Origin of the sequence: Azorhizobium oxalatiphilum (genome assembly GCF_014635325.1) — a bacterium.
Taxonomy (GTDB): Bacteria; Pseudomonadota; Alphaproteobacteria; order Rhizobiales; family Xanthobacteraceae; genus Azorhizobium; species Azorhizobium oxalatiphilum.
Window position 1 is genome coordinate 75419 of sequence record NZ_BMCT01000004.1, and the last position, 21738, is coordinate 97156.

Genomic DNA, 21738 nt, shown 5'->3' on the forward strand with positions numbered 1-21738 from the left:
TCGGCCCGTCGACACGGAGGCCGCACAACAATTGGGCGGTGTTGATCGTTTTTCTCACTTTGCATCACATGCAAATTTGTGCAGCATGAGATTACTCAGAGGCAAATTGCGCAGCTCTGATCGAACCTGCAAGAAGGCAAAGGGGAAGCACGATGACCGACGCCGTTCGGATGTCGCTGGAGGATGTCCACGCCGCCGCCAAGGCAGCCATGCTGGGACAGGGGTTTGCGGACAACCACGCCACGGCCATCGCCAATACCGTTACCGCGGCGGAGCGGGATGAATGCCGTCATCACGGCCTCTTCCGTCTCCCCTTTTATGTGAACGGCTTGCGCTCCGGTCAGGCGTCTCCCGACGTGGAGCCCGTGCTGACCGAACTCGCGCCCGGCGTGCTCAAGGTCGATGCGGGATACGCCTTCTCACCGCTCGCGCTGGAGCGGGGCGACGCTCCGCTGGCCGAGCGTGCCAAGGAACACGGCATCGCGGCCCTCGCTGTTACAAACGCGCTCAATGTCGCCGCGCTCTGGCCTGAAGTGGAACGCCTTGCGGATCGCGGCCTGGTCGGGTTCGCCTTCGTCTCGTCCAGCCCCTATGTGGCGCCCGCCGGCGGCATCAAGCCGCTGTTCGGCACCAATCCCATGGCGTTCGCCTGGCCGCGCCTCGACGGCCCGCCCGTGGTCTTCGACCAGGCCTCGAGCGCCAGCGCCCGCGGCGAGATCCAGTTGCGTCTGCGCGATGGCGAGAGCCTCCCCGATGGATGGGCAATCGACAGCCATGGCCGTCCCACCAACGATCCCCAGGAGGCGCTCCTCGGTGCCCAGATGACGTTCGGCGGTTTCAAGGGCTCCAATATCGCCCTGATGGTTGAACTGCTGGCCGGGCCACTACTCGGCGACAAGATCAGCTTCGAACAGGCGGCGCACGACAAGGCCAATACAGGCGCGCCCTGCGGCGGCGAGCTTGTCATCGCGCTCGACCCGGCCCGGTTCGTGGCCGGCGGCGATCGGGTCGCCCAGCTCAAGCACGCGGAACTTCTGTTCCAGAGTCTTCTGGCGCAGGACGGCGCAAGGCTCCCGTCCGGCCGCCGCTACGAGGCCCGCAGGCGCTCCGAAGCCGACGGCGTAATGGTCCCGCGCTCACTGGTGGATTCCATCGAATCCTATATCGCCGGGAAGGTGGTTATCGAACGGGCGAAATACGAGGGCGATCACATCACCGCCTCGATGGCCTCGGCATAAGGGGGCATCGGCCATGTCGCATATCGAACCCACTGAACGGACGCGGATCCGGCGTCGCCCCGAACGCGGACATTTCGACCGCGCGGTCATCTATTCCATTCTTGACGAGGCCCTCGTTGCCCATATCGGGGTGAGCGTGGATGGCGAGCCGCGGGTCATCCCCACGGCGATCGTGCGCATCGGGGATCACGCCTATATCCACGGCAGCCCCAACAACCAGCTGCTGCTGACTTTGGAGAGCGGCGCGACGGCCTGCATTACGGCGACGATCGTGGATTCCATCGTCGCCGGACGCTCCGGCTTCGGCATGAGCATGGACTATCGGTCGGTGGTGATCTTCTCGAAGGCAGAGAAGGTCACGGACCTTGCCGCGAAGGAACGCATCGTTGCGGCTTTCGTCGCCGACATCATGCCCGGCCATATCGTCCGGCCGCCGAAGACGAAGGAGCTGAACGCCACCGTCTTCCTGCGTTTTCCCATCGAGGAGGCCTCGGCCAAGATCCGCGACAAGGGCGTCATGGACCCGGACGAGGATATCGCCCTGGATGTGTGGGCTGGCGTTATTCCGCTGCGCATCACTCCCGGCGCGCCCGAGAATTGCCGCTCCCTCCGGCCGGGCATTCCCACGCCGGATTATGCCAAGGCCTATAAGCGGCCCGGCAGCGTGGACTGACACCCGCCCCTTGCCTTGAACCAATGCGACAGCGCGGCGACACGCCATGCTGTCGCCTGTTCATGCCTGCCCCATGGACGTTCGATGACCACAGAAACTGTTGAACGCCCACTCATTCTTGAAACACGTGCAGGTCTGCAGCCTTGAGCAGAGGTTCAGCCATGACCATGCCCCGTGCCCACATAGGCCTCCACCACCTGCGGGTTCTTCGAGACCTGAGGGGGAGTGCGGCTTCGGTGACGCCGGGCGTGCAAGAAGCCCCGGTACCATGGCAGGATTGGCTATCTGCGCCGAGAGGCTGAAAACCCAAGGTGCTGCGCCATCAGCACCAGATCGGGCAGGGACCTTGCGCCCATCTTCTCCATCACATGGCGCTTGTGGACCTTGGTGGTGATCTCGGACAGGCCCAGCTCACCCGCGATCTGTTTGTTCATCAGGCCACCGATGGCACAGGCCATCACATCCCGCTCGCGTTCGCTCAACGTGGCAAAGCGGGCCGCGACCTCGTCGCGCAGGCCCTCCGCCCGCAATGCGGCCTCATCCGCCGCGATGGCGCGACCGATGGCTTCCAGCAGGACGCTGTCCTCCACCGGCTTGGTCAGGAACTCAATGGCGCCGCCGCGCATGGCCCGCACCGTCATGGGAATGGTGCCATAGCCGGTCAGGAAGATGACGGGCACCGAACTTCCGGCGCTGCGCAGCGCCTCCTGCACGGTCAGTCCATTATGATCCGCGAGCCGGACATCGAGCACCACGCAGGCCGGGCGCTGGTTCGACAAACGAGGAGCAAGGTCGTCCGCATCCGCATGCTCCACGGCTGCCAGCCCAGCTGATCTGCAGAGCCTCGCGAGCGCCGTGCGGAGCGCGGGATCGTCGTCGACGATGTGAACGGTCGGTTCCATGCCTCGATATACCCGACACCCGGCCGCTAGCCGAGCCTTGCCAGACAGCGTTCAAGGGCGGAGGCATCGAATGGCTTGGTCAGATAGTCAGCCGCGCCCGCCTCCAGCGCCCGCTCCCGTATAGCATCTCCGGGATAGGCGGTCATTGCGACTATAGGCAGGGCGGGACTACTCGCGCTCACCATCCGGATCAGTTCTATGCCGCCCATGTCCGGCATCTGGATGTCTGCCAGCACGCAGAACAGGCTCTGCCTGTCGCCATATGCCAGCAGCGCTTCGGCGCTTTCGAAGAGGAGCACCTCATAGCCGCTGGAGCGGATCAGGCGCCCGAGCGCGGCCCGAATGAAGGGGTCGTCATCGACGATGGCGATGCGGCGCTGTTCCGCCATAGGTTCAGCCGTTGGGCCGGGGCAGGGTGAAATGGAAGGCCGCTCCGCCTTCGGTGGCGTCGTCCACCCAGATGTCGCCGCCGTGGGCATCGATGCAGTTCCGGCATATGGCGAGCCCCATCCCCATGCCGCCCGGCCGGTTGGAATGGAACGGGGCGAAGATCTGTCCGCGTTTGTCGAGACGGACTCCCGGACCGCTGTCGCTGACCACCACCACCAGCCAGGACTGTTCCGCCCGCATGGACACCGTTATGTCCCGCCTGTCGCTGCCCTGCGCCATGGCCTGGGCCGCATTGAGAAGAAGGTTCACGAACACCTGCTGCACCTGGACCACATCGGCCCAGGCCGAAGGCAGATCGTCGGGCGCGGCGAGATGGACGACGGCGCCAAGGCCGCGCAGTTCGGCCTCGACGATCAGGTTGGCGCTGCGCGCGACAGTGACGAGATCCACCGCCGCGAACGCGCCCGGTGCGTTGCTGAAACAGGATGTGATGCGCGCCACTACGTCCCGCGCGCGCGATGCCTGGGACACCACATCGTCCAGGGCGGCGCTCACCTCTTCGATGTCCGGCGTCCCGCGCCGGATCAGGCGTTGGGCGGCCTGCCCATTGGCGAGAATGGCGGCGAGCGGCGAATTGACTTCATGCGCAATGGAGGCGCTCAGGGCATTGGCCGTGGTGATCCGTGAGGACTTGGCGGCATCGGTCTCGGCTGCGGAGAGGCGCGCCTGCGCCCGCTTGTAGCCGGTGATGTCCACGGAAGTGACCACGATATCGGAGAAGCCGTCGAGATCGCTCGGCAGCATGGCGGTGAACAGCGTATCGATCTCAATGCCGTCGGCGGTCTTCACATGCGCCTCGGACCGAAAGAAGCGGTCGCCCCGCCCGAACGCCACCAGCCACTGGACGAAGGTCTGATCGGTCTCGGGCAGAAGACGATCCAGAGGCCCCAGATAGGCCTCCTTCCCTGGCGCGCCGGTCTCCTCCACGGTGAAGTCGTTCACGTCGCGGACGATCACGCGCGCCTTGAGCGCGCGCAGGTCCTCGGGCCTGTTTGCGTAATGGCTTTCCAGATCGGTCACGCCGGCCTTGCGCAGGGCCATCACGGCTTTTCCGGCGGCGGTCCAGTCTTCCCGCCACATGGAAATGCCCGCACGCTCGAAGATTGCGCGCACCTGCTGCCGGCCTCGCCGGAGCTCCTGGCTTCGTCTGAGCAAGGACATCACCGCCAGAACGGCCGAAGCCATGGCGGCCGCGCCGATGAGTGTCCAAATGCTGCCCCCCAAGGCCATCTCCCGGGCCGCAATGGCAGCGAGGAGTGCCGGAAGCACAACCGGAACGAGTGCGGAAACCCAATCGCTTATGACCGCGGGCCAACGGGACGGCTTCGCCGCCATCATCCATGCGGGGAGGCTGTCGGCCCCGTCGGCCCGTCCGGCCGCTGCCGACGCACCGCTCGGCCACCTCGAAAAGACCTGTCGCATATGCTCCGTCCCCCGCAAGTCTGTAGCAGTGCGCCGGATATCCGTCTTCGATACACCTGTATAATGGCGCCTTGCATCATGCGGCGGCAGTGTCATGGGATGGATCTGCACACGCACGGCACCCATAAATTTCCCCACGCGGGGATTATCGCGTCATCCCTCTCCCGTGAGTGGCGCGGCGTAGCGGCGGAGCTGCGCTCCCATCCTACGGGCGAGATTCCCGCCATCACGCCGGCCCATATGGAGATCACGCTCGCCACGCGGACCTGCCCCGGTGGCTGTGTCAGCCGCAAGGGCGCTGGCGTCCGGCAGCGCTCAGCCGTGCATGAAGGCGCCATATGGCTCTGTCCTATCGGCGTGGGGGAGGATGACATCAGCATCAATGCCCCGCTTGATGAGATCCTGCACATCTACCTGCCCGCCAGCCGCTTCGAGGCGCTCGCGGAGGATTATGGAGATCCGCGTGTCCGCGGGGATGCCATCCGGTATCTGTCCGACCTCCGTGATCCGCTGATCTGGCAGGTGGGCCAGTCCATCCGGGCTGAACTGCTCCAGGAGACGTCCGCAGGCCGGATGATGGTCGAGACGGCCTCTCTGGCGCTGACCGCGCGCCTCGTACACGCCTACGGTCATGATCGTCCCGAGACGGCGGAGGCGGCCCGCGAGGCGGCCTGTCCGGAACGCATCGCACGCGCGATGGCCTTCATCCGCGACAATCTCGAACGCGATGTCTCGGTCTCGGAAGCGGCTGCCGTCGCTTGCCTCAGCCCCTTCCATTTTGCGCGCATGTTCAAGCGCGTGACCGGAAAAACGCCCCACGGCTTCCTGAGCGAGGAGCGGCTGAGCTTGTCCCGCCGGCTTCTGGCGGACCCTGAGATTTCCCTTGTCACGGTTGCGCACCGGACCGGCTTTTCCAGCCAGGCCGCCTTCAGCACGGCCTTCAAGCGCGTCATGAGGTGCTCGCCCGGCAGCTATCGGCGGGCACTGATCGAGCCGTAGCAATCAGCAGTCTTGCGAAACGCTTTCGCAGCCCTGCGAAATACCCGGCACAGGCATTCGAGCAAATCTGGCCGCGCCAACTGCATCAAGGGCAGGGAGGGGCGCGGTGAAAGCAAACGACGACGCTTCGCTTTTCACGCAGGTCATCCCGCGCATCCGCGCAATCCATGCGGATCGCAGAGCGATGACAGGCCATGCCCTGAACCTGACCCGCGAACAGCAGACCCGGCGCTACTGTTCCGTGGATCATCCGACCACACAGGTCGGTGCCGCATGAGCACGCTCACATTTATGCCCTCACGACGCGTGGTCGTCGTCGGTGGGCTCGCCATGGCCGGCGCGGCCTCGCTTGCCAGTCCCTTGTTCGCCAAGCGTCAACCCGGAGGAGCCGAGACGATGACCTTTGTCAAAACCAGCGATGGGACCGAGATCTTCTACAAGGATTGGGGGGCGAAGGACGCCACCCCGATCGTGTTCCATCACGGCTGGCCGCTCTCGGCCGACGACTGGGACAATCAGATGATGTTCTTCCTGCTGAAGGGATATCGCGTCATCGCCCATGATCGTCGCGGCCATGGCCGTTCCACGCAGACGGACACCGGCAATGAAATGGACACCTACGCGGCGGACGTGGCGGCATTGACCGACGCGCTCGATCTGAAGGGCGCCATCCATGTGGGCCATTCCACCGGCGGCGGCGAGGTCGCGCATTATGTGGCGCGGGCGAAACCCGGCCGTGTCGCCAAGGCCGTCCTCATCGGCGCGGTGCCGCCGATCATGGTCAAGACGGAAGCCAATCCCGGCGGCCTGCCGCTGGAGGTGTTCGACAGTTTCCGCAAGGCGCTGGTGGACAATCGCGCCCAGTTCTTCCTCGATGTGCCGGCTGGCCCCTTCTACGGTTACAACCGTCCCGGCGCGAAGGTGGATCAGGGCGTGATCCAGAACTGGTGGCGGCAGGGCATGATGGGCGGAGCGAAAGCTCATTACGACTGCATCAAGGCCTTCAGCGAGACGGACTTCACCGAAGACCTGAAGCGCATCGATGTGCCCACGCTGGTCATGCACGGCGATGATGACCAGATCGTGCCGTATGCGGATTCCGCTCCGCTCTCGGTGAAGCTGCTGAAGAACGGCACGCTCAAGACCTATCAGGGGCTGCCCCACGGGCTGTGCACCACGCATCCAGACGTGGTCAACGCCGACCTGCTCGCCTTCATCCAGAGCTGAGTTCCCACCCTGCCGCCAGACGAGTGGCATTCAGCCAGATGCATTGCAGATCCGAGACGGCCCGATGCGCCGCCTCGGATCGATGCCGCCCTGTTTCCGCAGGCTTCCATCGGAGCATTCGCCATGACACGCCAGCGCCTCACCCACGCGAACGGCGCTCCCGTCGCCGACAACCTGAACATCGAGACGGCAGGCCCACGAGGCCCGGCGCTGCTTCAGGATATCTGGCTGATTGAGAAGCTCGCCCATTTCGACCGCGAGGTGATCCCGGAGCGACGCATGCACGCCAAGGGGTCGGGCGCGTATGGCACCTTCACCGTGACAGGTGATATCACGCGCTTCACCAAGGCGAAGCTGTTCAGTCAGATCGGCAAGCAGACGCCGGCTTTCGTGCGCTTTTCGACCGTCGCGGGAGAGCGTGGGGCGGCCGATGCGGAGCGCGACATTCGCGGCTTCGCGGTGAAGTTCTACACCGAGGACGGAAATTGGGATCTGGTGGGCAACAACACGCCCGTCTTCTTCTTCCGCGACCCGTTGCGCTTTCCTGACCTCAATCATGCCGTCAAGCGAGATCCACGCACGGGCATGCGCAGCGCCGACAACAATTGGGACTTCTGGACACTGCTGCCGGAGGCTCTGCATCAGGTCACTATCGTGATGAGCGAGCGTGGCATTCCGCGCTCCTATCGGACCATGCACGGCTTCGGATCGCATACCTTCAGCTTCATCAGCGACGCGAACGAACGGGTGTGGGTGAAGTTTCACCTGCGCACCCGGCAGGGCATCGAGAACCTGACGGATGGCGAAGCAGCGGACCTCATCGGTGCTGATCGCGAAAGCCATCAGCGCGACCTGTTCCTTGCGATCGAGAATGGAAGCTACCCGCGCTGGACGCTGTGCGTTCAGATCATGACCTCGGAACAGGCGCGCCGTCACCGGCACAATCCCTTCGATCTGACGAAGGTCTGGCCGCACGCAGAATTCCCGCTGCACGAGGTGGGCGTTCTGGAGCTCAACCGCAATCCGGACAATGTCTTCGCCGAGGTGGAGCAGGCGGCGTTCAGCCCGGCCAACATCGTGCCGGGGATTGGATTTTCGCCCGACCGCATGCTCCAGGCCCGCCTGTTTTCCTATGGGGATGCCCAGCGCTATCGGCTGGGCGTCAACTTCAGCCACATCCCGGTCAACGCCCCGAAATGTCCGTTTCATGCCTATCATCGGGATGGTAGCATGCGAACTGACGGCAATCAGGGATCGACGCTGCATTACTTTCCCAACTCCTCGGGCGAGTGGGAGGTGCAGCCGGGCATTGCGGAGCCCCCACTTTCTTTGGACGGCGATGCGGCACACTGGGATCATCGGCAGGAAGACGATCATTTCGAGCAGCCGGGCAACCTTTTCCGCCTGATGTCGCCAACGGCGCGGCAGCGTCTTTTTGAGAACACGGCCCGCGCCATCGGTGGCGCCGCGTTGCATATCCAGATGCGTCACATCGCCAACTGCGCGAAAGCGGACCCGGCCTACGGCGCGGGCGTGGCTGATGCGCTGGGGATCAGTATTCCGATCGCAGCCAAGTGATCATTGCCGAACATTCCATTCAATGCACGAAGCCGGGGGGGAGCCGTGCAACACAACAGATCATCTTCGAAATTACCAACCCGTCTGCTCTCCGGCAGCCTTGCCGTTGCCGCCGTCATAGCCTGCGGCACGCCCGCATCGGCGCATGTGAAATGGTTCGCGCCCTATATTGTCGGTGCCCCGCCGCAGCCCACGGGGCAGGTGCTGACGGACCTCTGGTTCTGGATTGGCATCGTACTCGTCTGCCTGTTCTTCATCCTCACACGGCTGATGGAGACCGGGCCCTATGGCGAGGCCGTCCACACTGCGCTCGACCGCGTCACCGCGCCCCTGTGGGCGCGGCTGGATGACTATGTCCGTGTGACCGTCGGCGCCTTCTTCATCGCCATCTTTGCGGTTGGGGGCGTCTATCTGACGCCGGATCTGAAGACACCTGCGGAGTGGGTGTCCTGGCTCCAGTTCGTGATCGCCGCCTGCATCTTCTTTCGCGCCACCATGCCGCTGGCCGGCCTTGGCATCATCCTGCTCTGGCTGCTCGCCCTCCAGCATTACGATCTATTCCATCTGTTCGATTATCTGGCTCTCGGCATCGGCGTGGCCGCCTACCTGATCCTTGAGCCAAGCCGGAACGAGGTGTGGCGCTCGCACCGCTTTGAGGCTCTGCGCTGGGGACTGGCCATCGCCCTCATGTGGTCGAGCCTGGAAAAATTTGCCTTTCCATCCTGGTTCTACCCGCTGGTCGAGGAAAAACCCTTCCTGACCTTCGGCATGCCACGGGACATCTTCATTCCCATGGCGGGGATCGCCGAGTTCACCATGGGGCTGGGCCTGCTGTGGACGCCGCTGATCCGGCGCCTGTCCGCCGTCGCGCTGCTCGTCATCTTCACTGCGGCCGTGTGGCCCTTCGGACGCATCGACCTCATCGGCCACGGGCTGATCATGGCCATCCTCATTGCCGTGGTCTGCGACCGCTGTCGGCTGGAGCGCGTGGTGCCGGCGACCAAGGCCGGCGTGCTCGGCATACCGGCAGGTCTGGCCGTGGCGCTCACCCTCTTCATCGGAAGCTACTGGGGGCTGCATAGCGTCTTCTATGGTCCGGAGGGGTTCGTCGGCCCCGCTACCGCGGAGCGGACCACCCACTCGCACAGCCCGGAACACCCGCATGGTCCGTCTTCGGGAGCGGGCATCGGCGCGCCTCCGACCAGATCCGGCTCTGCTCCATGAGGCGGGCAGCCCTGCTTTGAACGCGGGTGCCGGTCTCTTGCGGATAAATAGGACTCCTATATATCTCGCTCATGGAAACGCCAGACCTTGCCACCCCCCTGTCGGATCGCCTTGAAGAAGGGCTGTCGCGGATTGCGGCGGTGTTGCGCGCCGATGACTGGTCGCGGGCCAAGGCCGTGCAGCTCAACCCGACCCAGTACGCGATCCTCGTGCATCTTCAGGGGCGTCCTTCCGGGCTGGGGATCAAGGACATCGCTTTCCAGCTCGGCGTCTCGCAGCCGACGACAACGGATTCCGTCGCGGCGCTGGAGCGGAAGGGACTGGTGGTGCGACACACCGACCTCGCAGACCGCCGCGCGGTCCATGTGCGGCTGACGGCGGACGCCGAGACCGCATTGCAGGCCGCCCGTTCGGTCCCCGGTCACGCCCATGAGGCGGTGGCTGCCCTTGACCGCGCCGGGCAGGAGAAGCTGCTGCTGCTGCTGATCGCCATGATCCGGCAGCTGCAGGAGACAGGCGCCATTCCCATCCAGCGCATGTGCGCGAGCTGCCGCCATTTCCGGCCCTTCGTCCATGCCGATGCGGCCAGGCCGCATCACTGCACTTTCGTGGACGCGTCCTTCGGCCAGCAGGATCTGCGGATCGAATGTCGCGAACACGAAGCCGCCGCCCCTGCATCCCGGGCTGCCACCTGGGATGCCTTCGCCAAGGGCATTCAAACTCTCCAGGCATAAAAGAGGAACGTCATGACCGGAGCACAAAAGGGCGCCGTGGCCGTTCTGGCCGCCGCGGCCCTATGGACAGGTGCGTCCATTGCCCAGCCCATCACCGCGAAGCCCGCTGACGCCACGAAGGCGTCCTTCGACATCGTGGAGACCACCATTGTCACCAGGGGTGGCAACGCCGTCTTCACCACCCGCGTCCGCGGTGAGGCCGGCAAGGATAAGCCCGACGCGACGGGCCGCTTCGCGGGATCGAGCGTCTATGCCTATGTCTGGCCCACCAGCCTCGACAGCGGCGACATCGGGTTCGAGAAGGGGCAGGGCATCGTGGCCCTCGCCGTCACCTTCCATCCCGATTTCGACGATGCGGCTCATGGCGGCAAGAACCGCCACATCTGGCATCCGCATTGGGTGGTGCTGGCCCAGGACAAGGCCTGCGGCGGTGGCCTGAAGGTGATCGACATCCCCAAGGGCACAAAGCCGAAGGTGCCGCCCACCTGGCCTGACGTACCCCTGCTCATCGACAGCCCGGAATACCCGACCACCTTCACGGGTGAGACGGTCGAAGTCTCCATCCCTCTTGCGCAGATCAGCGGCATTGCGGGCGCCTCGTTTGACGGCGTGACCGCCGGCCTGAAGGTCAATGGCAATCTTCATGCGCCGCTGCTGTGCGTGGACAACGTCTTCAAGGTCGCCTCCGGCAACCTGAGCCTGCCGGGCAAGGTGACGCCCGCAAACTAGGGCGAGTCGAGACACGTCAATGAAAAGCGCCGGTTCGCCGACTGCCATCGGACGAACCGGCCATTCCCACTCTCCAGGCAAACAGAGAGGAAGAACATGGACAGGATAAACCTCATGAACAGGGCGGACGCAACCCGGACAGCCGGGGAGCCGGGCGCCCGTGGCGGATTGTCGAAGCCACGCCGCATGGCGCCGGAACTCAGCGTCAGCCAATGGTTCAACACACCCGAACCGCTCTCTATCGCAGCCTTGAAGGGGCGGGTGATCTTCCTGCATTCCTTTCAATTGCTGTGCCCCGGCTGCGTGGCCCACGCCATTCCGCAGGTGCAACGCATCGAGCGTACGTTCTCCGGCAGTGATCTGCAGATCATCGGCCTGCACACGGTGTTCGAGCATCACGCCGCCATGTCGCCGACAACGCTGGAGGCGTTCCTGTTCGAGTATCGCCTGAACTCGCCCGTGGGCGTGGATCTGGCAGACGAGGCCTCCCACGTCCCCGTCACCATGCGTCGCTATGGCTTCCGTGGCACGCCCTCGTCGGTGCTGATCGGCCGCGATGGCACGATCCTGCACGAAGCGTTCGGGATCGAGGATGACCTCACGCTGGGCGCCCGCATCGCCACGGCACTGGCGACTCCTGTGCCTGATGCCGGACAAGCAGTCGAGGTCAGTGACTGCGCGGCCGGCGTCTGCGCTCTTCCCGTCTCCATCTGAGGAGCACCCCATGTCGAAGACTGCTTTGGTATTGAGGCACATTCATTTCGAGGATCTCGGGTCGCTGTCGCAGCCGATCGGGGACGCGGGATATGCGATCCGCTACAGCGATGTCGGACAGCCTGATTTCCTCGCTGGCGACCCAGCCGAGCACGATCTGCTCATCGTTCTCGGCGGTCCCATCGGGGTTTACGAGGAGGAAAGCTATCCTTTCCTCGCCCGCGAAAAGGCCTTCATCGCACAGCGCCTCGCGCGCGGGCTGCCGACGCTCGGGATCTGTCTCGGTGCCCAGTTGATCGCGGCGTCACTTGGCGCCTCGGTCTGCCCTTCGGGCCTGAAGGAAATCGGCTTTTCGCCGCTCATTCTCACTGATGCGGGCGAGAACAGCCCACTGCGCCATTTGCGGGATATTCCCGTCCTGCACTGGCACGGCGACACCTACGACCTGCCGGCGGAAGCGGAGCTTCTCGCGGCTACCGCGATCATCCGGCAGCAGGCTTTCCGGATCGGGGCCAGTATTCTCGGCCTCCAGTTCCATCCGGAAGCGGATTGCGGCCCCGCGTTCGAACGCTGGCTGGTGGGCCATGCGCACGAACTGGCCGCGGCGCAGGTGGATATCCGCCTGCTGCGGGAAGATGCCGGCCGGCTTGGCGAACGCCTCGGCAAAGCCGCCCATCTGATGATGCGCGACTGGCTTGCCAATTTGGCTCCGGCCACATGACCTCATGTCCGCTTCTCGGCCTGCTGACAGGAGCGGTTCGGCCGCTCGGTCCCCGTGGGGTCCCGAGCGGCATCGCCAAGATCCCGGTCTCGGCTCCCGTGTCCCTGACCGCCACCGGCTTTGCGGGCGACGGGCAGGGCGACCATCGCCACCATGGCGGCCCCGAGAAGGCCGTTCATCATTATCCCTTCGATCATTACGCCGCATGGGCGAGGGAGATCGGCGATCATCATCTCCTGACGAGGCCGGGCGCCTTCGGGGAAAATCTGTCCACGTTCGGCCTGACCGAGGAGGCCGTGGCCATAGGCGATGTGTTCGAGCTTGGCAGCGCCGTCATCGAGATCAGCCAGGGCCGTCAGCCCTGCTGGCGTCTGAACGAGCGTTTCTCCGTGCCGGCGATGGGGCGGCAGGTGCAGAGCAGCGGCAGAACGGGTTGGTATTATCGCGTTCTGAAGGAAGGCGTGGTGGATCCCGGCGCCAGCCTGAGGAGGGTGGAGCGCCACGCACCGGAGTGGACGGTCGCGCGCATCTGGCGCGCGTTCTACGTCGATCCGCTGGGATATGACGAACTCAGACTGATTGCGGACCATTCGCGGCTTGCGGAGCGCTGGCGGACGCTCGCTTTGCGCCGGATTGAAACCCGGTCCATCGAAGACTGGGCGCTTCGCCTGGACGGCCCCTTACCGTAGCAAGGGGCTTCGTTTGACCGATCAAACAGCGTCACCTCATCCCGGGGCCAGACGCCTAGGTTTCGAAGAATCCATTTGTGGCGCGCTGCAAGATCGCGGGAACGGACAGGCCTTCGAGCTTGAGCGCCTCCAGCAGCGTGTTCTCGGCCTTATAATCCCGACCGATGGAGGCGCCCGCGAGCGTGATGGTCGCGTCATGGACCGGCGTCGCCACGCCCGCCAGACGGGCGACTTCAGCCGCGAACACCAGTCCATAGGAAAGATCCTGGCTGATGTAGCGGTGGTCGACGCTGCGCGGCCCCTTCGGCCCGCGGCCCGATGCGAACAGCGTCGCGTTCATCTGCGCCATGGGGCCGAGCGGCGTACGGAAGGAGCGATGGAAATGCTCGTTCAGCGAATGGATCGTCGAACCATAGGCCTGCGCCACGGCGATACGCTCCGCATCCAGCGCCTCCATGAGCCGGCCGACCGCCTCTGTCGTCTGTCCATAGGGTGCCCAGGACTCCCGGTGCTCGATGCGCGAGATGTTGAGCAGGCACACCGGCACGTGAAACACCGGATTGGAGTTCGACAGCAGCGCGATCGCCAGTGCATCGCCGCGCGGCTCGATGAGTGCGCCGGTCAACTCATGACAGAGGTCGAGGGCCGCGGCGCGATCCCGCGCCGGCATCACGGCGGCCTCGATGCGCGGGCGCACGGTGCGGATGTCGACCGAGGTCGCATCGGTCTTGTGGGCGGTCGCCACAGTGGTGTTCCAGGAGATGATCGGCAAGCTGATGTCGCGTGCCGCGAGCAGCGCGGAAAGCGCGACCGCCCCCATGGAATGGGCTGCGCCGATGATGAAGGGAACACCGGGCCGCAGCAAAGGTGCTGCCGCCTCCATCACGGGGCGATGGCCGCCCCCATCCACGGCGAGCACCACCGCATCGGCTTCGCCAAGGGCCTCGGCGAGAGAGGCGGCGATGCCGATCTCCCACTCGCCCGCAAGCGCACCCGATGCACGAATGACTGTGCGAGGCGCCAGCCCGTGCGTACTGCCACCGGAGGGCGACCACATGATCGGCGCGTGTCCCCGCGAGGCAAGCAGGGCCGACGTCGCAAGCCCCATGCTCCCCGCACCGAGAACCGCCACCTTGAGAGACCGCAGGGTCATTCGACTTCCCTATGAATGAGTGATGATCGAGAGATCACCGGATCAGGCTACGTCTCGCACCACGGGCGAGGCCGCGAACAGATGGCGGACATCATCGAGGTCTTCGATGGTGCGCAGGCGCTGCAACAGGGTTTCCGCAGCATCGGGAGAAAGGAATGGCGCGACGTTGCGCAGGAACTTCCGCTCCAGCAACGCTTCCGGCATGGGATTGATTGGCTTGCCTGTGGCAGCAGCCTGAAGATGGGATGCGGTGCGCCCACCGTGGGTGGTCACGGTCACTCGCGTGGCCTCGGTGCCGTTGCGCGCCGCCTCCTCGTCCTCGAACAACTCGGCGGGATGCATTTCCACCCGGCCCATCGCCGCCTGGACGGTGGGATCCTCAAGATTGTCCTGCGTCAGCAGATCCGCCGTGAAGCGGCCGCGCGCGAGAAGGCAGCCCAGAGCGAAAGGCATGGAGAACTGCGCCTGCGTTACATTTGCGGGACGCGGAAAGGCGAGGTTGCTGGCGATGTGCCGGGTCACATCACATCGCACCGTCGCCACCTCGCCAGCATCGATCTTGTGATGATCCAGCAGGAATTCCAGTGCCTCGGCTGCGGCCTGCACGGACGAACAGGCGGGATAGAGCTTGTAGGACGTTCCCGGCTCCTGGAAAGCGCCCAGATGCTCGAACGCCTCTGCCGTCCAGGCGCCGCCATTGATCACCTGAATGAAGCCGCGATGGCCTTCGAACGCATTCAATGGGGCCTCTCCACCGTCGCGCGCCAGAAGAGCGGCGCGCAGGCCGATCTCGCTGGCCCGTGCGCACAGATAAGGCTTCATGTCCGACCCTACCGCGATGCGCAGCCCGCCGGCCTGCACCGTGGCGATGGCGATGGCATGGGCGGTGCGGCCGGCATCCAGCCCCAGCAGCCGCGACACCGCCGCCGCCGCGCCTATGGGGCCGAGCACCGCGCTGTTGAACCAGCCCTTGTAGAACAGGCTGTCCCGATCCTTGCGATAGGGCTGCTCCGACAGACATTCGGCCAGCGTGCAGACGGTCTGCGTGCCCGCCACGAAGGCGGTGAGGAGATCGGCGCCGGTGGCCCCGACCTCCTCACCGACGGCCAGCAGTGCGGGAAACAGCACCGCCGGCGCAAACACCATCCCCACATTGAAGTTGGCATCGAAGTCCAGGACGTGCGCCGAGGTCGCGTTCAGCCGTGCTGCCGCTGGCGCGGTCAAAGCCGCTCCCGCGCCGGCGATGATGGTCGATGCCCCTGCGCGACTTTCGGCCAGCCCCTGCGCCCGCGTTATCCGGGCGAAGGGGAATTGTGAGCCGGCGAAAGCGACGCCCATGACGTCGATCATCGCATGGCGGGCGGCGCTTCGTGCGTGTTCGGGAACGTCGGCAAAATGCAGGGCGGACACCCACGTGCCGAGCCTTTCCGCGATGAAGGGCGAGGGTGTGGAATCGGCAAGTGAGGTCATGATGATCTGCATCCTCACTTCGCAGCGAGGAAGCTCCCGTCATAATAGCGCGCGAGGTCGAATTCGGCGGTGGAGTCGGGCTCTGCGCCCACCGCCTTGGCGATGACGATCAGGTTCTTCAGGCTGTCGGCCGAGACTTCGAGCCCCACGCCAATGGCCTTCTGCTGCTCGACGATGAAAGCGTAGGAGTCCGCGCAGATGCTGCGATCGGTCTTGGTGTAGGCCGCGAGGATGTCGATGGCCTTGTCCTTGTTGGCCGGATCATAGATCCAGTCGGCGGCCTTGCGGGTTGCCTGCGTGAGGGCGATAGCGGCCTTGGGGTTCTTCTCGGCCCATGGCTTGTTCAGGATCAGCGGGGTCTGGAGATAGGGCTCGGTGTAATCGCCGAGCACCTTCAGGCCGTCGCGCTGCGCCAGCGTATCGAAGGGCGCCACCAGCAGGGCACCGAACACCTGGCCGTTGTCGAGCGCGATGACGCGATCCTTCGAGTTGGCCATTGAGACCATCTGCACCGACTGCCCGTCGCCCCCGCCGCGCTGGACTAGATAGCGCAGCAGGTTGGCCGTTCCGCCCTTCACGCCACCGGCTGTGACCGGCTTGCCCGACAATTGCTTGACGCTGGTGATCTCCTTGCCGCCCACGAGGCGAAGGATCGACTTGCCGAGCACCGCGCCGGAAATGACGATTGGCGCGCCCTGATCAATGGCGCGAATGGCGAGGTCCGCTACGGCCACACCCGCCTCCACGCTGCCCGACGACACGGACTGGAGCAGCGACGGGCTGGCTGCCGCAACCAGTTCCTTCACCTCGATGCCACGCTCCTTGTAGAAGCCCTGGTCCTTTGCAATGGCGTGCAGCCAGAGCAGCGAACTGGGCGCCAGCATGGCTACCCGCACCTCCGTCAGAGGCTGAGCCTGCGCAGCGGGTGCTGTGAGAACCAGCGCCGACGCCAGCGCGGCTGCGGCTATGCGCTTGAATGCGTTCATGATTTTCCCCGCGGATCTGGATGCCACCTCGTTGGATGGCGAGGACGAGTGTGTTCGTCCCGTTAGGGGAAATCAAACATTTTTGCCAAAATGCGTCAATTATGTCCTTTTGCAAAAGAGGCGCACGTTTCGTATGCAGGCCGGAACAGCCATTTTTGAACTGCCCCGTTTCCGGATTCCGCCATGAGCAGACAAGGCGATATTCTCTCGATCCTCCATCTGTTCGATGTGGAGACGCCGAACTGGACGGTGGAGGAGATTGCGCAGGAGCTCGGCATTTCGGTGCGCACGGCGTATCGCAATGTGCGTGAACTGGTGCAGAGCGGCTTCCTCGATCCCATATCGGGCGCCAGTTATGTTCTGGGGCCCGCCTTTATCAGCTTCGACCGCGTGATCCGCCAGAGTGATCCGCTGATCCACATCGCGTCACCGGGCATGAGGCGTCTGCTGGAGGAGGCCGATCAGGAAGCCGCCGTCATTGTGTTCCGGCGCTTCAGGGATCGCATGATGAGCGTGCACATACTGGAAGGGGACGCTCCGCATTTGCCTCCCAGCTATGAGCGCGGCGCCGCCATGTCGCTGTTTCTGGGGGCGCCTGCGAAGGTGATCCTGGCCTTCCTGCCGGACCGTGCCATGCGCGCGCTCTACCAGCGCCACGAGGAGACGTTGCGGGCGGCGGGCGTCGAGTCATGGGATAATATGAAGGCGCAGCTGCGTGCAATCCGCAGGGCCGGCTATGCCATGACCGAAGCGGAGGTGGGAGCGGGGCGCGTGGGCATTGCCGCTCCCATTCTGCGCGGCGATCAGGTGGTTGCCAGCCTCAGCATCGTACTGGCCGCTGCGAGCCTGCATCGGGATCAGAACAAGATGCGGCGTTTCGCCGATGCGGTTCAGCGTGAAGCGAAGGACATCTCATTGCTTCTGGAAGGCCAGGACGCTCACGCTGCCCGACCCTGAGTTCTCCGCATAGGGCGCTGGGCTCCGAAGCGGTGCTCAGGCTGTTTCCGGAACCGTGGCCAGGGGAAAGTGGCAGGCCACCTGATGGCCGCCCGTGAGAGTACGCAGCACGGGAATGTCGCTGCCGCACCGGGCCTGCGCCGTCGGACAGCGGGTATGGAAGCGGCAGCCGGGCGGCGGCGCATAGGGGCTCGGCAGGTCGCCCGCCAGCGGGGGGCGGCGCGGCGCGCCATCCCCACCGATTTGCGGCACGGCGTCGAGCAAAGCGCGGGTGTAGGGATGGGCGGGCGCGGCGAACAGCGTCTCGCGGTCCGCGATTTCGACCATACGGCCGAGATACATCACCGCGACCCGATCGCTGACATATTCGACAACGGACAGATCGTGGCTGATGAACAGGAAGGCGACGCCGAGCGTCTCCTGCAAATCCACCAGCAGGTTCAGGATCTGCGCCTGCACCGACACGTCCAGCGCCGACACCGGCTCGTCCAGCACCACCACCTCCGGATCGAGCACGAGGGCGCGGGCGATGCCGATGCGTTGGCGCTGGCCGCCGGAGAACTGGTGCGGATAGCGCCGCGCCGCCTCCGGCGGCAGGCCGACCTTGGCGAGAATGTCCGCCACCTTCGCCTTGCGCGCCGCTCGTGTGCCGATGCCGTGGATGTGCAGGGGCTCGGCGATCAGCTCACCCACGGTCCAGCGCGGATCCAGCGAGGCGAACGGATCCTGAAACACCATCTGCACCTTGCGGCGGGTGGCGCGCAGCGCGCTGCGGCTGTGGTGGGTCACGTCCGTGCCATCGAGGCGGATGTGGCCCTGGCTGGGCTCGATCAGCCGCAGGATGGCGCGGCCGAGGGTGGACTTGCCGCAGCCGCTCTCGCCCACGAGGCCGAGCGTCTCGCCTGCCGCCAGCGCAAGCGAGACACCATCCACCGCATGCACGGCGCCGCGCGCGGTGGCGAACCGCACCACGAGGTCTTCCACGGCGAGCACGGGCTCACGCGTGGACGACTGAAAGGCGTTCTGGTTCTGCAGCATGGATGTCTCCCACGCGCAGGCAGGCGACCGAGCCTGTTCCGGCGGGAACGAGAGGGGGCAAAGCGAGCGTGCAGGCGGCTTCCGCCACCGGACAGCGTGGCGCGAAGGCACAGCCGTCGGGCATGGCGGCAAGGCCCGGCACCGTGCCGGGAATTTCGGTGAGGCGGGCACGCACGGCGCCCCGGCCGCCGAGCCGGGGGCGGGCGGCGATGAGGCCGCGCGTGTAGGGATGCAGCGGCGCAGCGAACAGATCGCGCGCCGCGCGCTCCTCCACCTTGCGGCCGGCATAGAGCACCAGCACCCGGTCCGCATGCTCGGCCACGACGCCGAGATCATGGGTGATGAGCACCACGGCCGTGCCGTGCTCGCGCTTCAGCGTGTCGATCAGGTCGAGGATCTGGGCCTGAATGGTTACGTCGAGGGCGGTCGTGGGCTCGTCGGCCACCAGCACGGCGGGCGCGCAGGCCAGCGCCATGGCGATGACCACGCGCTGGCGCATGCCGCCGGAGAGGCGGTGCGGATAATCATGGAAGCGCCGCTCGGCATCGGGGATGCGCACCTGCGCCAGCAACTCCAGCGCCCGTGCCTTTGCGGCGCGTGGCGAGACGCGCTCATGCTCGAGGATGACCTCCATGATCTGCTCGCCGATTGTGAGCACCGGATTGAGTGCCGTCATGGGCTCCTGAAAGATCATGGCGATGCGTGCGCCGCGCACCTCGCGCAGTCGCTTTTCCGGCAGGCCGATGAGGTTGCGGCCCTCCAGCGCGATGGCCTCGCCGGACACCACGCCGGGCGGCGGCACGAGGCCGAGCAGCGCGAAGGCGGTGAGCGACTTGCCCGAGCCGCTCTCACCCACGATGGCCAGCGTCTCGCCCGCCTTCACGCTGAAGGAGAGGTCACGCACGGCTGGCGTTACCCGGCCGCGGGAAGCAAAGCCCACATTGAGGCGGCGGACCTGGAGAACGGGCTCGCTCATGCGCGGCGCTCCCCCTTGGGATCGAGGGCATCGTTCAGCCCGTCGCCCAGCAGGTTGAGGGCGAGCACGGCGACAACGATGGCGAGCCCCGGCAGCGTGGCGATGTACCAGTCGGTGCGCAGCACCTCGCGGCCCGCACCTACCATGCCGCCCCAGCTCACCACATTGGGATCGCCGAGGCCAAGGAAGGCGAGGCTGGACTCGGTGAGGATCGCGCTCGCCACCAGGATGGAGGCGGAGACGATGATCGGGGCGAGCGTGTTGGGCAGGATGTGCAGCACGATGATGCGCAGGTCTCCCGCGCCCAGCGCGATGGAGGCCTGCACCAGCTCGCCGTTGCGCAGCTTCAGCACCTCCGCCCGCACGAGGCGCGCCAGGCTCGGCCAGGCGGTGATGCCGATGGCCAGCGTGATGGTGGGGATGGAAGGCTGCAGGATGGCGACGATGGCCAGCGCGAACAGGAAGGGCGGGATGGTCTGGAACAGTTCCGTCACCCGCATCAGAGCGGCATCGGTGCGCCCGCCGTAATACCCCGCCAGCGCCCCGGTGGCGGTGCCGATGAGCAGCGAGACACTGGCCGCGACCGCGCCGATGAGCAGCGAAACGCGGGCGCCGTGGAAGATGCCCGAGGCGATGTCGCGGCCCATCATGTCCGTGCCCAGCGGATAAGCGGCATCCTGGCCCGGCCAGAGGAAGGGCTGGGCCACCATGTCCAGCGGGTCGTCAGGATAGAGCAGGGGGGCGCTGGCCGCGACCGCGATGATGGCGGCAAGCAACAGCAGGCCGACGACGCCCGACGGCCGGCGCAGCAGCCGCCAGAGGAAGCCGGAGCGCGGCGCCGCATGCGGGGTTGGGGCGGCAAGCGTGATGAGGCTCATGGGGTGCCTCCCAGCGAGATGCGGGGATCGAGCAGCGTGTAGATGACATCCACCGCGAGGTTGATCAGCACCACGACGATGGATGAGCAGAACAGGATGCCGAGCAGCAGGTTGAGATCGCGCTGGAACAGCGCCTCGAAGGCGAGGCGGCCGAGGCCGGGCCAGGAGAACACCGTCTCCACCAGGATGGCGCCGCCGAGCACGGAGCCGAGCTGCACGCCCAGCGTGGTGACGATGGGCAGCAGCGCGTTGCGCAGTACATGGCGGACGGCGATGCGGTGAGCCCGTACGCCCTTGGCGCGGGCCGTGCGCACGAAATCCTGCCCGTAGACCTCCAGCATGGAGGCGCGCATGAGCCGGGTGTAGATGGCCAGATAGAACAGCCCGAGGGTGAGGGTGGGCAGCACCAGATGCTGGGCCACGTCCCACGCATAGGCGAGCCCGGTATGACCGGCCTCGATGGTGATCATGCCGCCCACCGGCAGCCAGTCGAGCGCCACTGAAAACACCACCACCAGCATGACGCCGACCCAGAAGACGGGGGTGGCGTAGAACAGCAAAGCGAGGATGGAGATGATGGTATCCGCCGCCTTGCCGGCGTGGCGCGCGGCGAGGAAGCCGAGCGTGCCGCCGACCGTGATGGCGAAGCCGATACTGGCGCCCATGAGCAGCAGCGTCGGCCCGACGCGGTGGGCGATCAGCTCGGAGACGGGCAGCCCCTGCCGGAAGGAATAGCCGAGGTTCAGCGTCAGCACGTTTTTCAGATACGAGAAGAACTGCACGTGGAGCGGCTGGTCGAGCCCGAACTGGCGGCGCAGGGCCGCCATGTATTCGGGCGTCGCCGAGCCCGCCTCGCCGGCCATCACCTGCGCCGCGTCGCCGGGAGCAAGGCGGAGCAGGAAGAAATTGATGATGGCGATGCCCAGCACCACGAAGGCGATCTGGACAAAACCCCGGCGCAAATGGGCAAGCGCGGCCAT

Annotated in this window: 23 protein-coding genes; 13 read left to right on the forward strand and 10 right to left on the reverse strand. The window is 65.6% G+C overall.

The genetic code is table 11. The features are described 5' to 3' along the window. The first annotated feature begins 152 nt into the window (after positions 1-152). Both IEW24_RS14790 and IEW24_RS14795 read left to right on the forward strand, forming a co-directional pair. Positions 153-1238, forward strand: a complete 1086-nt coding sequence (locus tag IEW24_RS14790; RefSeq protein ID WP_188579940.1) for an Ldh family oxidoreductase — start codon at positions 153-155, stop codon at positions 1236-1238. Between the two features lie 13 nt (positions 1239-1251). Then, on the forward strand, positions 1252-1911 hold the full coding sequence (locus IEW24_RS14795; RefSeq protein WP_188579942.1) for a pyridoxamine 5'-phosphate oxidase family protein: 660 nt from the start codon (positions 1252-1254) through the stop codon (positions 1909-1911). 281 nt (positions 1912-2192) lie between these two features. Here IEW24_RS14795 and IEW24_RS14800 read toward each other — a convergent pair whose 3' ends face one another. Genes IEW24_RS14800 through IEW24_RS14810 form a run of 3 tightly spaced genes read right to left on the reverse strand, consistent with a single transcriptional unit; the run spans position 2193 to position 4487 of the window. Then, positions 2193-2813, reverse strand: a complete 621-nt coding sequence (locus IEW24_RS14800) for a response regulator transcription factor (RefSeq protein WP_188579944.1) — start codon at positions 2811-2813, stop codon at positions 2193-2195. A 26-nt stretch (positions 2814-2839) separates the two neighbouring features. Further along, positions 2840-3202 (reverse strand): response regulator, encoded by a 363-nt coding sequence (locus tag IEW24_RS14805; RefSeq protein WP_210324223.1) that lies wholly within the window; start codon positions 3200-3202, stop codon positions 2840-2842. A 4-nt stretch (positions 3203-3206) separates the two neighbouring features. Continuing rightward, positions 3207-4487, reverse strand: coding sequence for a sensor histidine kinase (locus IEW24_RS14810; protein WP_188579948.1), 1281 nt, complete (start codon positions 4485-4487; stop codon positions 3207-3209). A 297-nt stretch (positions 4488-4784) separates the two neighbouring features. On the opposite strand from IEW24_RS14810, the gene IEW24_RS14815 reads away from it, so the two are divergent. The 10 genes from IEW24_RS14815 (at position 4785) to IEW24_RS14860 (ending at position 13300) form a co-directional block, all read left to right on the forward strand. Next, entirely contained in the window at positions 4785-5684 is a 900-nt protein-coding gene (locus tag IEW24_RS14815; RefSeq protein WP_188579950.1) for a helix-turn-helix domain-containing protein, read from the forward strand. Between the two features lie 106 nt (positions 5685-5790). Beyond that, a complete protein-coding gene (locus IEW24_RS14820; protein ID WP_188579952.1) occupies positions 5791-5961 on the forward strand; it encodes a hypothetical protein in 171 nt (56 codons plus the stop codon). A 119-nt stretch (positions 5962-6080) separates the two neighbouring features. After that, positions 6081-6911 carry an alpha/beta fold hydrolase gene (locus tag IEW24_RS14825; protein WP_188579954.1) on the forward strand — a complete coding sequence of 277 codons (831 nt, stop codon included), beginning with the start codon at positions 6081-6083 and terminating at the stop codon, positions 6909-6911. Positions 6912-7034: 123 nt separating this feature from the next. Continuing rightward, positions 7035-8489 (forward strand): catalase, encoded by a 1455-nt coding sequence (locus tag IEW24_RS14830; protein WP_188579956.1) that lies wholly within the window; start codon positions 7035-7037, stop codon positions 8487-8489. 45 nt (positions 8490-8534) lie between these two features. Then, positions 8535-9713 (forward strand): hypothetical protein, encoded by a 1179-nt coding sequence (locus tag IEW24_RS14835; RefSeq protein WP_244644423.1) that lies wholly within the window; start codon positions 8535-8537, stop codon positions 9711-9713. Between the two features lie 140 nt (positions 9714-9853). Next, complete coding sequence (locus IEW24_RS14840) at positions 9854-10447, forward strand: MarR family winged helix-turn-helix transcriptional regulator (protein ID WP_244644424.1); 594 nt, start codon at positions 9854-9856, stop codon at positions 10445-10447. Positions 10448-10459: 12 nt separating this feature from the next. Further along, positions 10460-11176, forward strand: a complete 717-nt coding sequence (locus IEW24_RS14845; RefSeq protein ID WP_188579961.1) for a hypothetical protein — start codon at positions 10460-10462, stop codon at positions 11174-11176. A 186-nt stretch (positions 11177-11362) separates the two neighbouring features. Then, on the forward strand, positions 11363-11890 hold the full coding sequence (locus IEW24_RS14850; RefSeq protein WP_188579963.1) for a thioredoxin domain-containing protein: 528 nt from the start codon (positions 11363-11365) through the stop codon (positions 11888-11890). Positions 11891-11900: 10 nt separating this feature from the next. Beyond that, positions 11901-12611 (forward strand): glutamine amidotransferase, encoded by a 711-nt coding sequence (locus tag IEW24_RS14855; RefSeq protein ID WP_188579965.1) that lies wholly within the window; start codon positions 11901-11903, stop codon positions 12609-12611. Beyond that, a complete protein-coding gene (locus tag IEW24_RS14860) occupies positions 12608-13300 on the forward strand; it encodes an MOSC domain-containing protein (protein WP_188579967.1) in 693 nt (230 codons plus the stop codon). The genes IEW24_RS14855 and IEW24_RS14860 overlap by 4 nt, the downstream gene beginning before the upstream one ends. A 55-nt stretch (positions 13301-13355) precedes the next feature. Here IEW24_RS14860 and IEW24_RS14865 read toward each other — a convergent pair whose 3' ends face one another. From IEW24_RS14865 to IEW24_RS14875, 3 genes are read right to left on the reverse strand one after another with little or no spacing between them, the layout of a single operon-like run. Beyond that, positions 13356-14453, reverse strand: a complete 1098-nt coding sequence (locus IEW24_RS14865; RefSeq protein WP_280514980.1) for an NAD/NADP-dependent octopine/nopaline dehydrogenase family protein — start codon at positions 14451-14453, stop codon at positions 13356-13358. 42 nt (positions 14454-14495) lie between these two features. Further along, on the reverse strand, positions 14496-15923 hold the full coding sequence (locus IEW24_RS14870) for an MmgE/PrpD family protein (RefSeq protein ID WP_188579980.1): 1428 nt from the start codon (positions 15921-15923) through the stop codon (positions 14496-14498). A gap of 14 nt (positions 15924-15937) precedes the next feature. Next, positions 15938-16909: an ABC transporter substrate-binding protein gene (locus tag IEW24_RS14875; RefSeq protein ID WP_188579982.1), complete on the reverse strand. Its 972-nt coding sequence runs from the start codon at positions 16907-16909 to the stop codon at positions 15938-15940. Positions 16910-17092: 183 nt separating this feature from the next. Between IEW24_RS14875 and IEW24_RS14880 the strand changes: the two genes are divergently transcribed. Further along, positions 17093-17866, forward strand: coding sequence for an IclR family transcriptional regulator (locus tag IEW24_RS14880; protein WP_188579984.1), 774 nt, complete (start codon positions 17093-17095; stop codon positions 17864-17866). 36 nt (positions 17867-17902) lie between these two features. Here the strand turns inward: IEW24_RS14880 and IEW24_RS14885 are convergent, their stop codons facing one another. From IEW24_RS14885 to IEW24_RS14900, 4 genes are read right to left on the reverse strand one after another with little or no spacing between them, the layout of a single operon-like run. Beyond that, complete coding sequence (locus IEW24_RS14885; RefSeq protein WP_188579986.1) at positions 17903-18904, reverse strand: ABC transporter ATP-binding protein; 1002 nt, start codon at positions 18902-18904, stop codon at positions 17903-17905. Beyond that, positions 18864-19880, reverse strand: a complete 1017-nt coding sequence (locus IEW24_RS14890) for an ABC transporter ATP-binding protein (protein ID WP_188579988.1) — start codon at positions 19878-19880, stop codon at positions 18864-18866. Before IEW24_RS14890 ends, IEW24_RS14885 begins: the two co-directional genes overlap by 41 nt. Beyond that, positions 19877-20758, reverse strand: coding sequence for an ABC transporter permease (locus tag IEW24_RS14895; RefSeq protein ID WP_188579991.1), 882 nt, complete (start codon positions 20756-20758; stop codon positions 19877-19879). Before IEW24_RS14895 ends, IEW24_RS14890 begins: the two co-directional genes overlap by 4 nt. Then, positions 20755-21738, reverse strand: a complete 984-nt coding sequence (locus IEW24_RS14900; RefSeq protein WP_188579992.1) for an ABC transporter permease — start codon at positions 21736-21738, stop codon at positions 20755-20757. The genes IEW24_RS14895 and IEW24_RS14900 overlap by 4 nt, the downstream gene beginning before the upstream one ends.

What these genes read in the sequence shown, in the direction of transcription:
- IEW24_RS14860 (WP_188579967.1), top strand. Translation starts at nt 12,608, where the DNA reads ATGACCTCATGTCCGCTTCTCGGCCTGCTGACAGGAGCGGTTCGGCCG.
- IEW24_RS14850 (WP_188579963.1), top strand. Translation starts at nt 11,363, where the DNA reads ATGGCGCCGGAACTCAGCGTCAGCCAATGGTTCAACACACCCGAACCG.
- IEW24_RS14795 (WP_188579942.1), top strand. Translation starts at nt 1,252, where the DNA reads ATGTCGCATATCGAACCCACTGAACGGACGCGGATCCGGCGTCGCCCC.
- IEW24_RS14895 (WP_188579991.1), bottom strand. Translation starts at nt 20,758, where the DNA reads ATGAGCCTCATCACGCTTGCCGCCCCAACCCCGCATGCGGCGCCGCGC.
- IEW24_RS14875 (WP_188579982.1), bottom strand. Translation starts at nt 16,909, where the DNA reads ATGAACGCATTCAAGCGCATAGCCGCAGCCGCGCTGGCGTCGGCGCTG.
- IEW24_RS14825 (WP_188579954.1), top strand. Translation starts at nt 6,081, where the DNA reads ATGACCTTTGTCAAAACCAGCGATGGGACCGAGATCTTCTACAAGGAT.
- IEW24_RS14805 (WP_210324223.1), bottom strand. Translation starts at nt 3,202, where the DNA reads ATGGCGGAACAGCGCCGCATCGCCATCGTCGATGACGACCCCTTCATT.
- IEW24_RS14880 (WP_188579984.1), top strand. Translation starts at nt 17,093, where the DNA reads ATGAGCAGACAAGGCGATATTCTCTCGATCCTCCATCTGTTCGATGTG.
- IEW24_RS14815 (WP_188579950.1), top strand. Translation starts at nt 4,785, where the DNA reads ATGGATCTGCACACGCACGGCACCCATAAATTTCCCCACGCGGGGATT.
- IEW24_RS14855 (WP_188579965.1), top strand. Translation starts at nt 11,901, where the DNA reads ATGTCGAAGACTGCTTTGGTATTGAGGCACATTCATTTCGAGGATCTC.
- IEW24_RS14865 (WP_280514980.1), bottom strand. Translation starts at nt 14,453, where the DNA reads ATGACCCTGCGGTCTCTCAAGGTGGCGGTTCTCGGTGCGGGGAGCATG.
- IEW24_RS14845 (WP_188579961.1), top strand. Translation starts at nt 10,460, where the DNA reads ATGACCGGAGCACAAAAGGGCGCCGTGGCCGTTCTGGCCGCCGCGGCC.
- IEW24_RS14830 (WP_188579956.1), top strand. Translation starts at nt 7,035, where the DNA reads ATGACACGCCAGCGCCTCACCCACGCGAACGGCGCTCCCGTCGCCGAC.
- IEW24_RS14800 (WP_188579944.1), bottom strand. Translation starts at nt 2,813, where the DNA reads ATGGAACCGACCGTTCACATCGTCGACGACGATCCCGCGCTCCGCACG.
- IEW24_RS14890 (WP_188579988.1), bottom strand. Translation starts at nt 19,880, where the DNA reads ATGAGCGAGCCCGTTCTCCAGGTCCGCCGCCTCAATGTGGGCTTTGCT.
- IEW24_RS14885 (WP_188579986.1), bottom strand. Translation starts at nt 18,904, where the DNA reads ATGCTGCAGAACCAGAACGCCTTTCAGTCGTCCACGCGTGAGCCCGTG.
- IEW24_RS14790 (WP_188579940.1), top strand. Translation starts at nt 153, where the DNA reads ATGACCGACGCCGTTCGGATGTCGCTGGAGGATGTCCACGCCGCCGCC.
- IEW24_RS14900 (WP_188579992.1), bottom strand. Translation starts at nt 21,738, where the DNA reads ATGGCCGCGCTTGCCCATTTGCGCCGGGGTTTTGTCCAGATCGCCTTC.
- IEW24_RS14870 (WP_188579980.1), bottom strand. Translation starts at nt 15,923, where the DNA reads ATGACCTCACTTGCCGATTCCACACCCTCGCCCTTCATCGCGGAAAGG.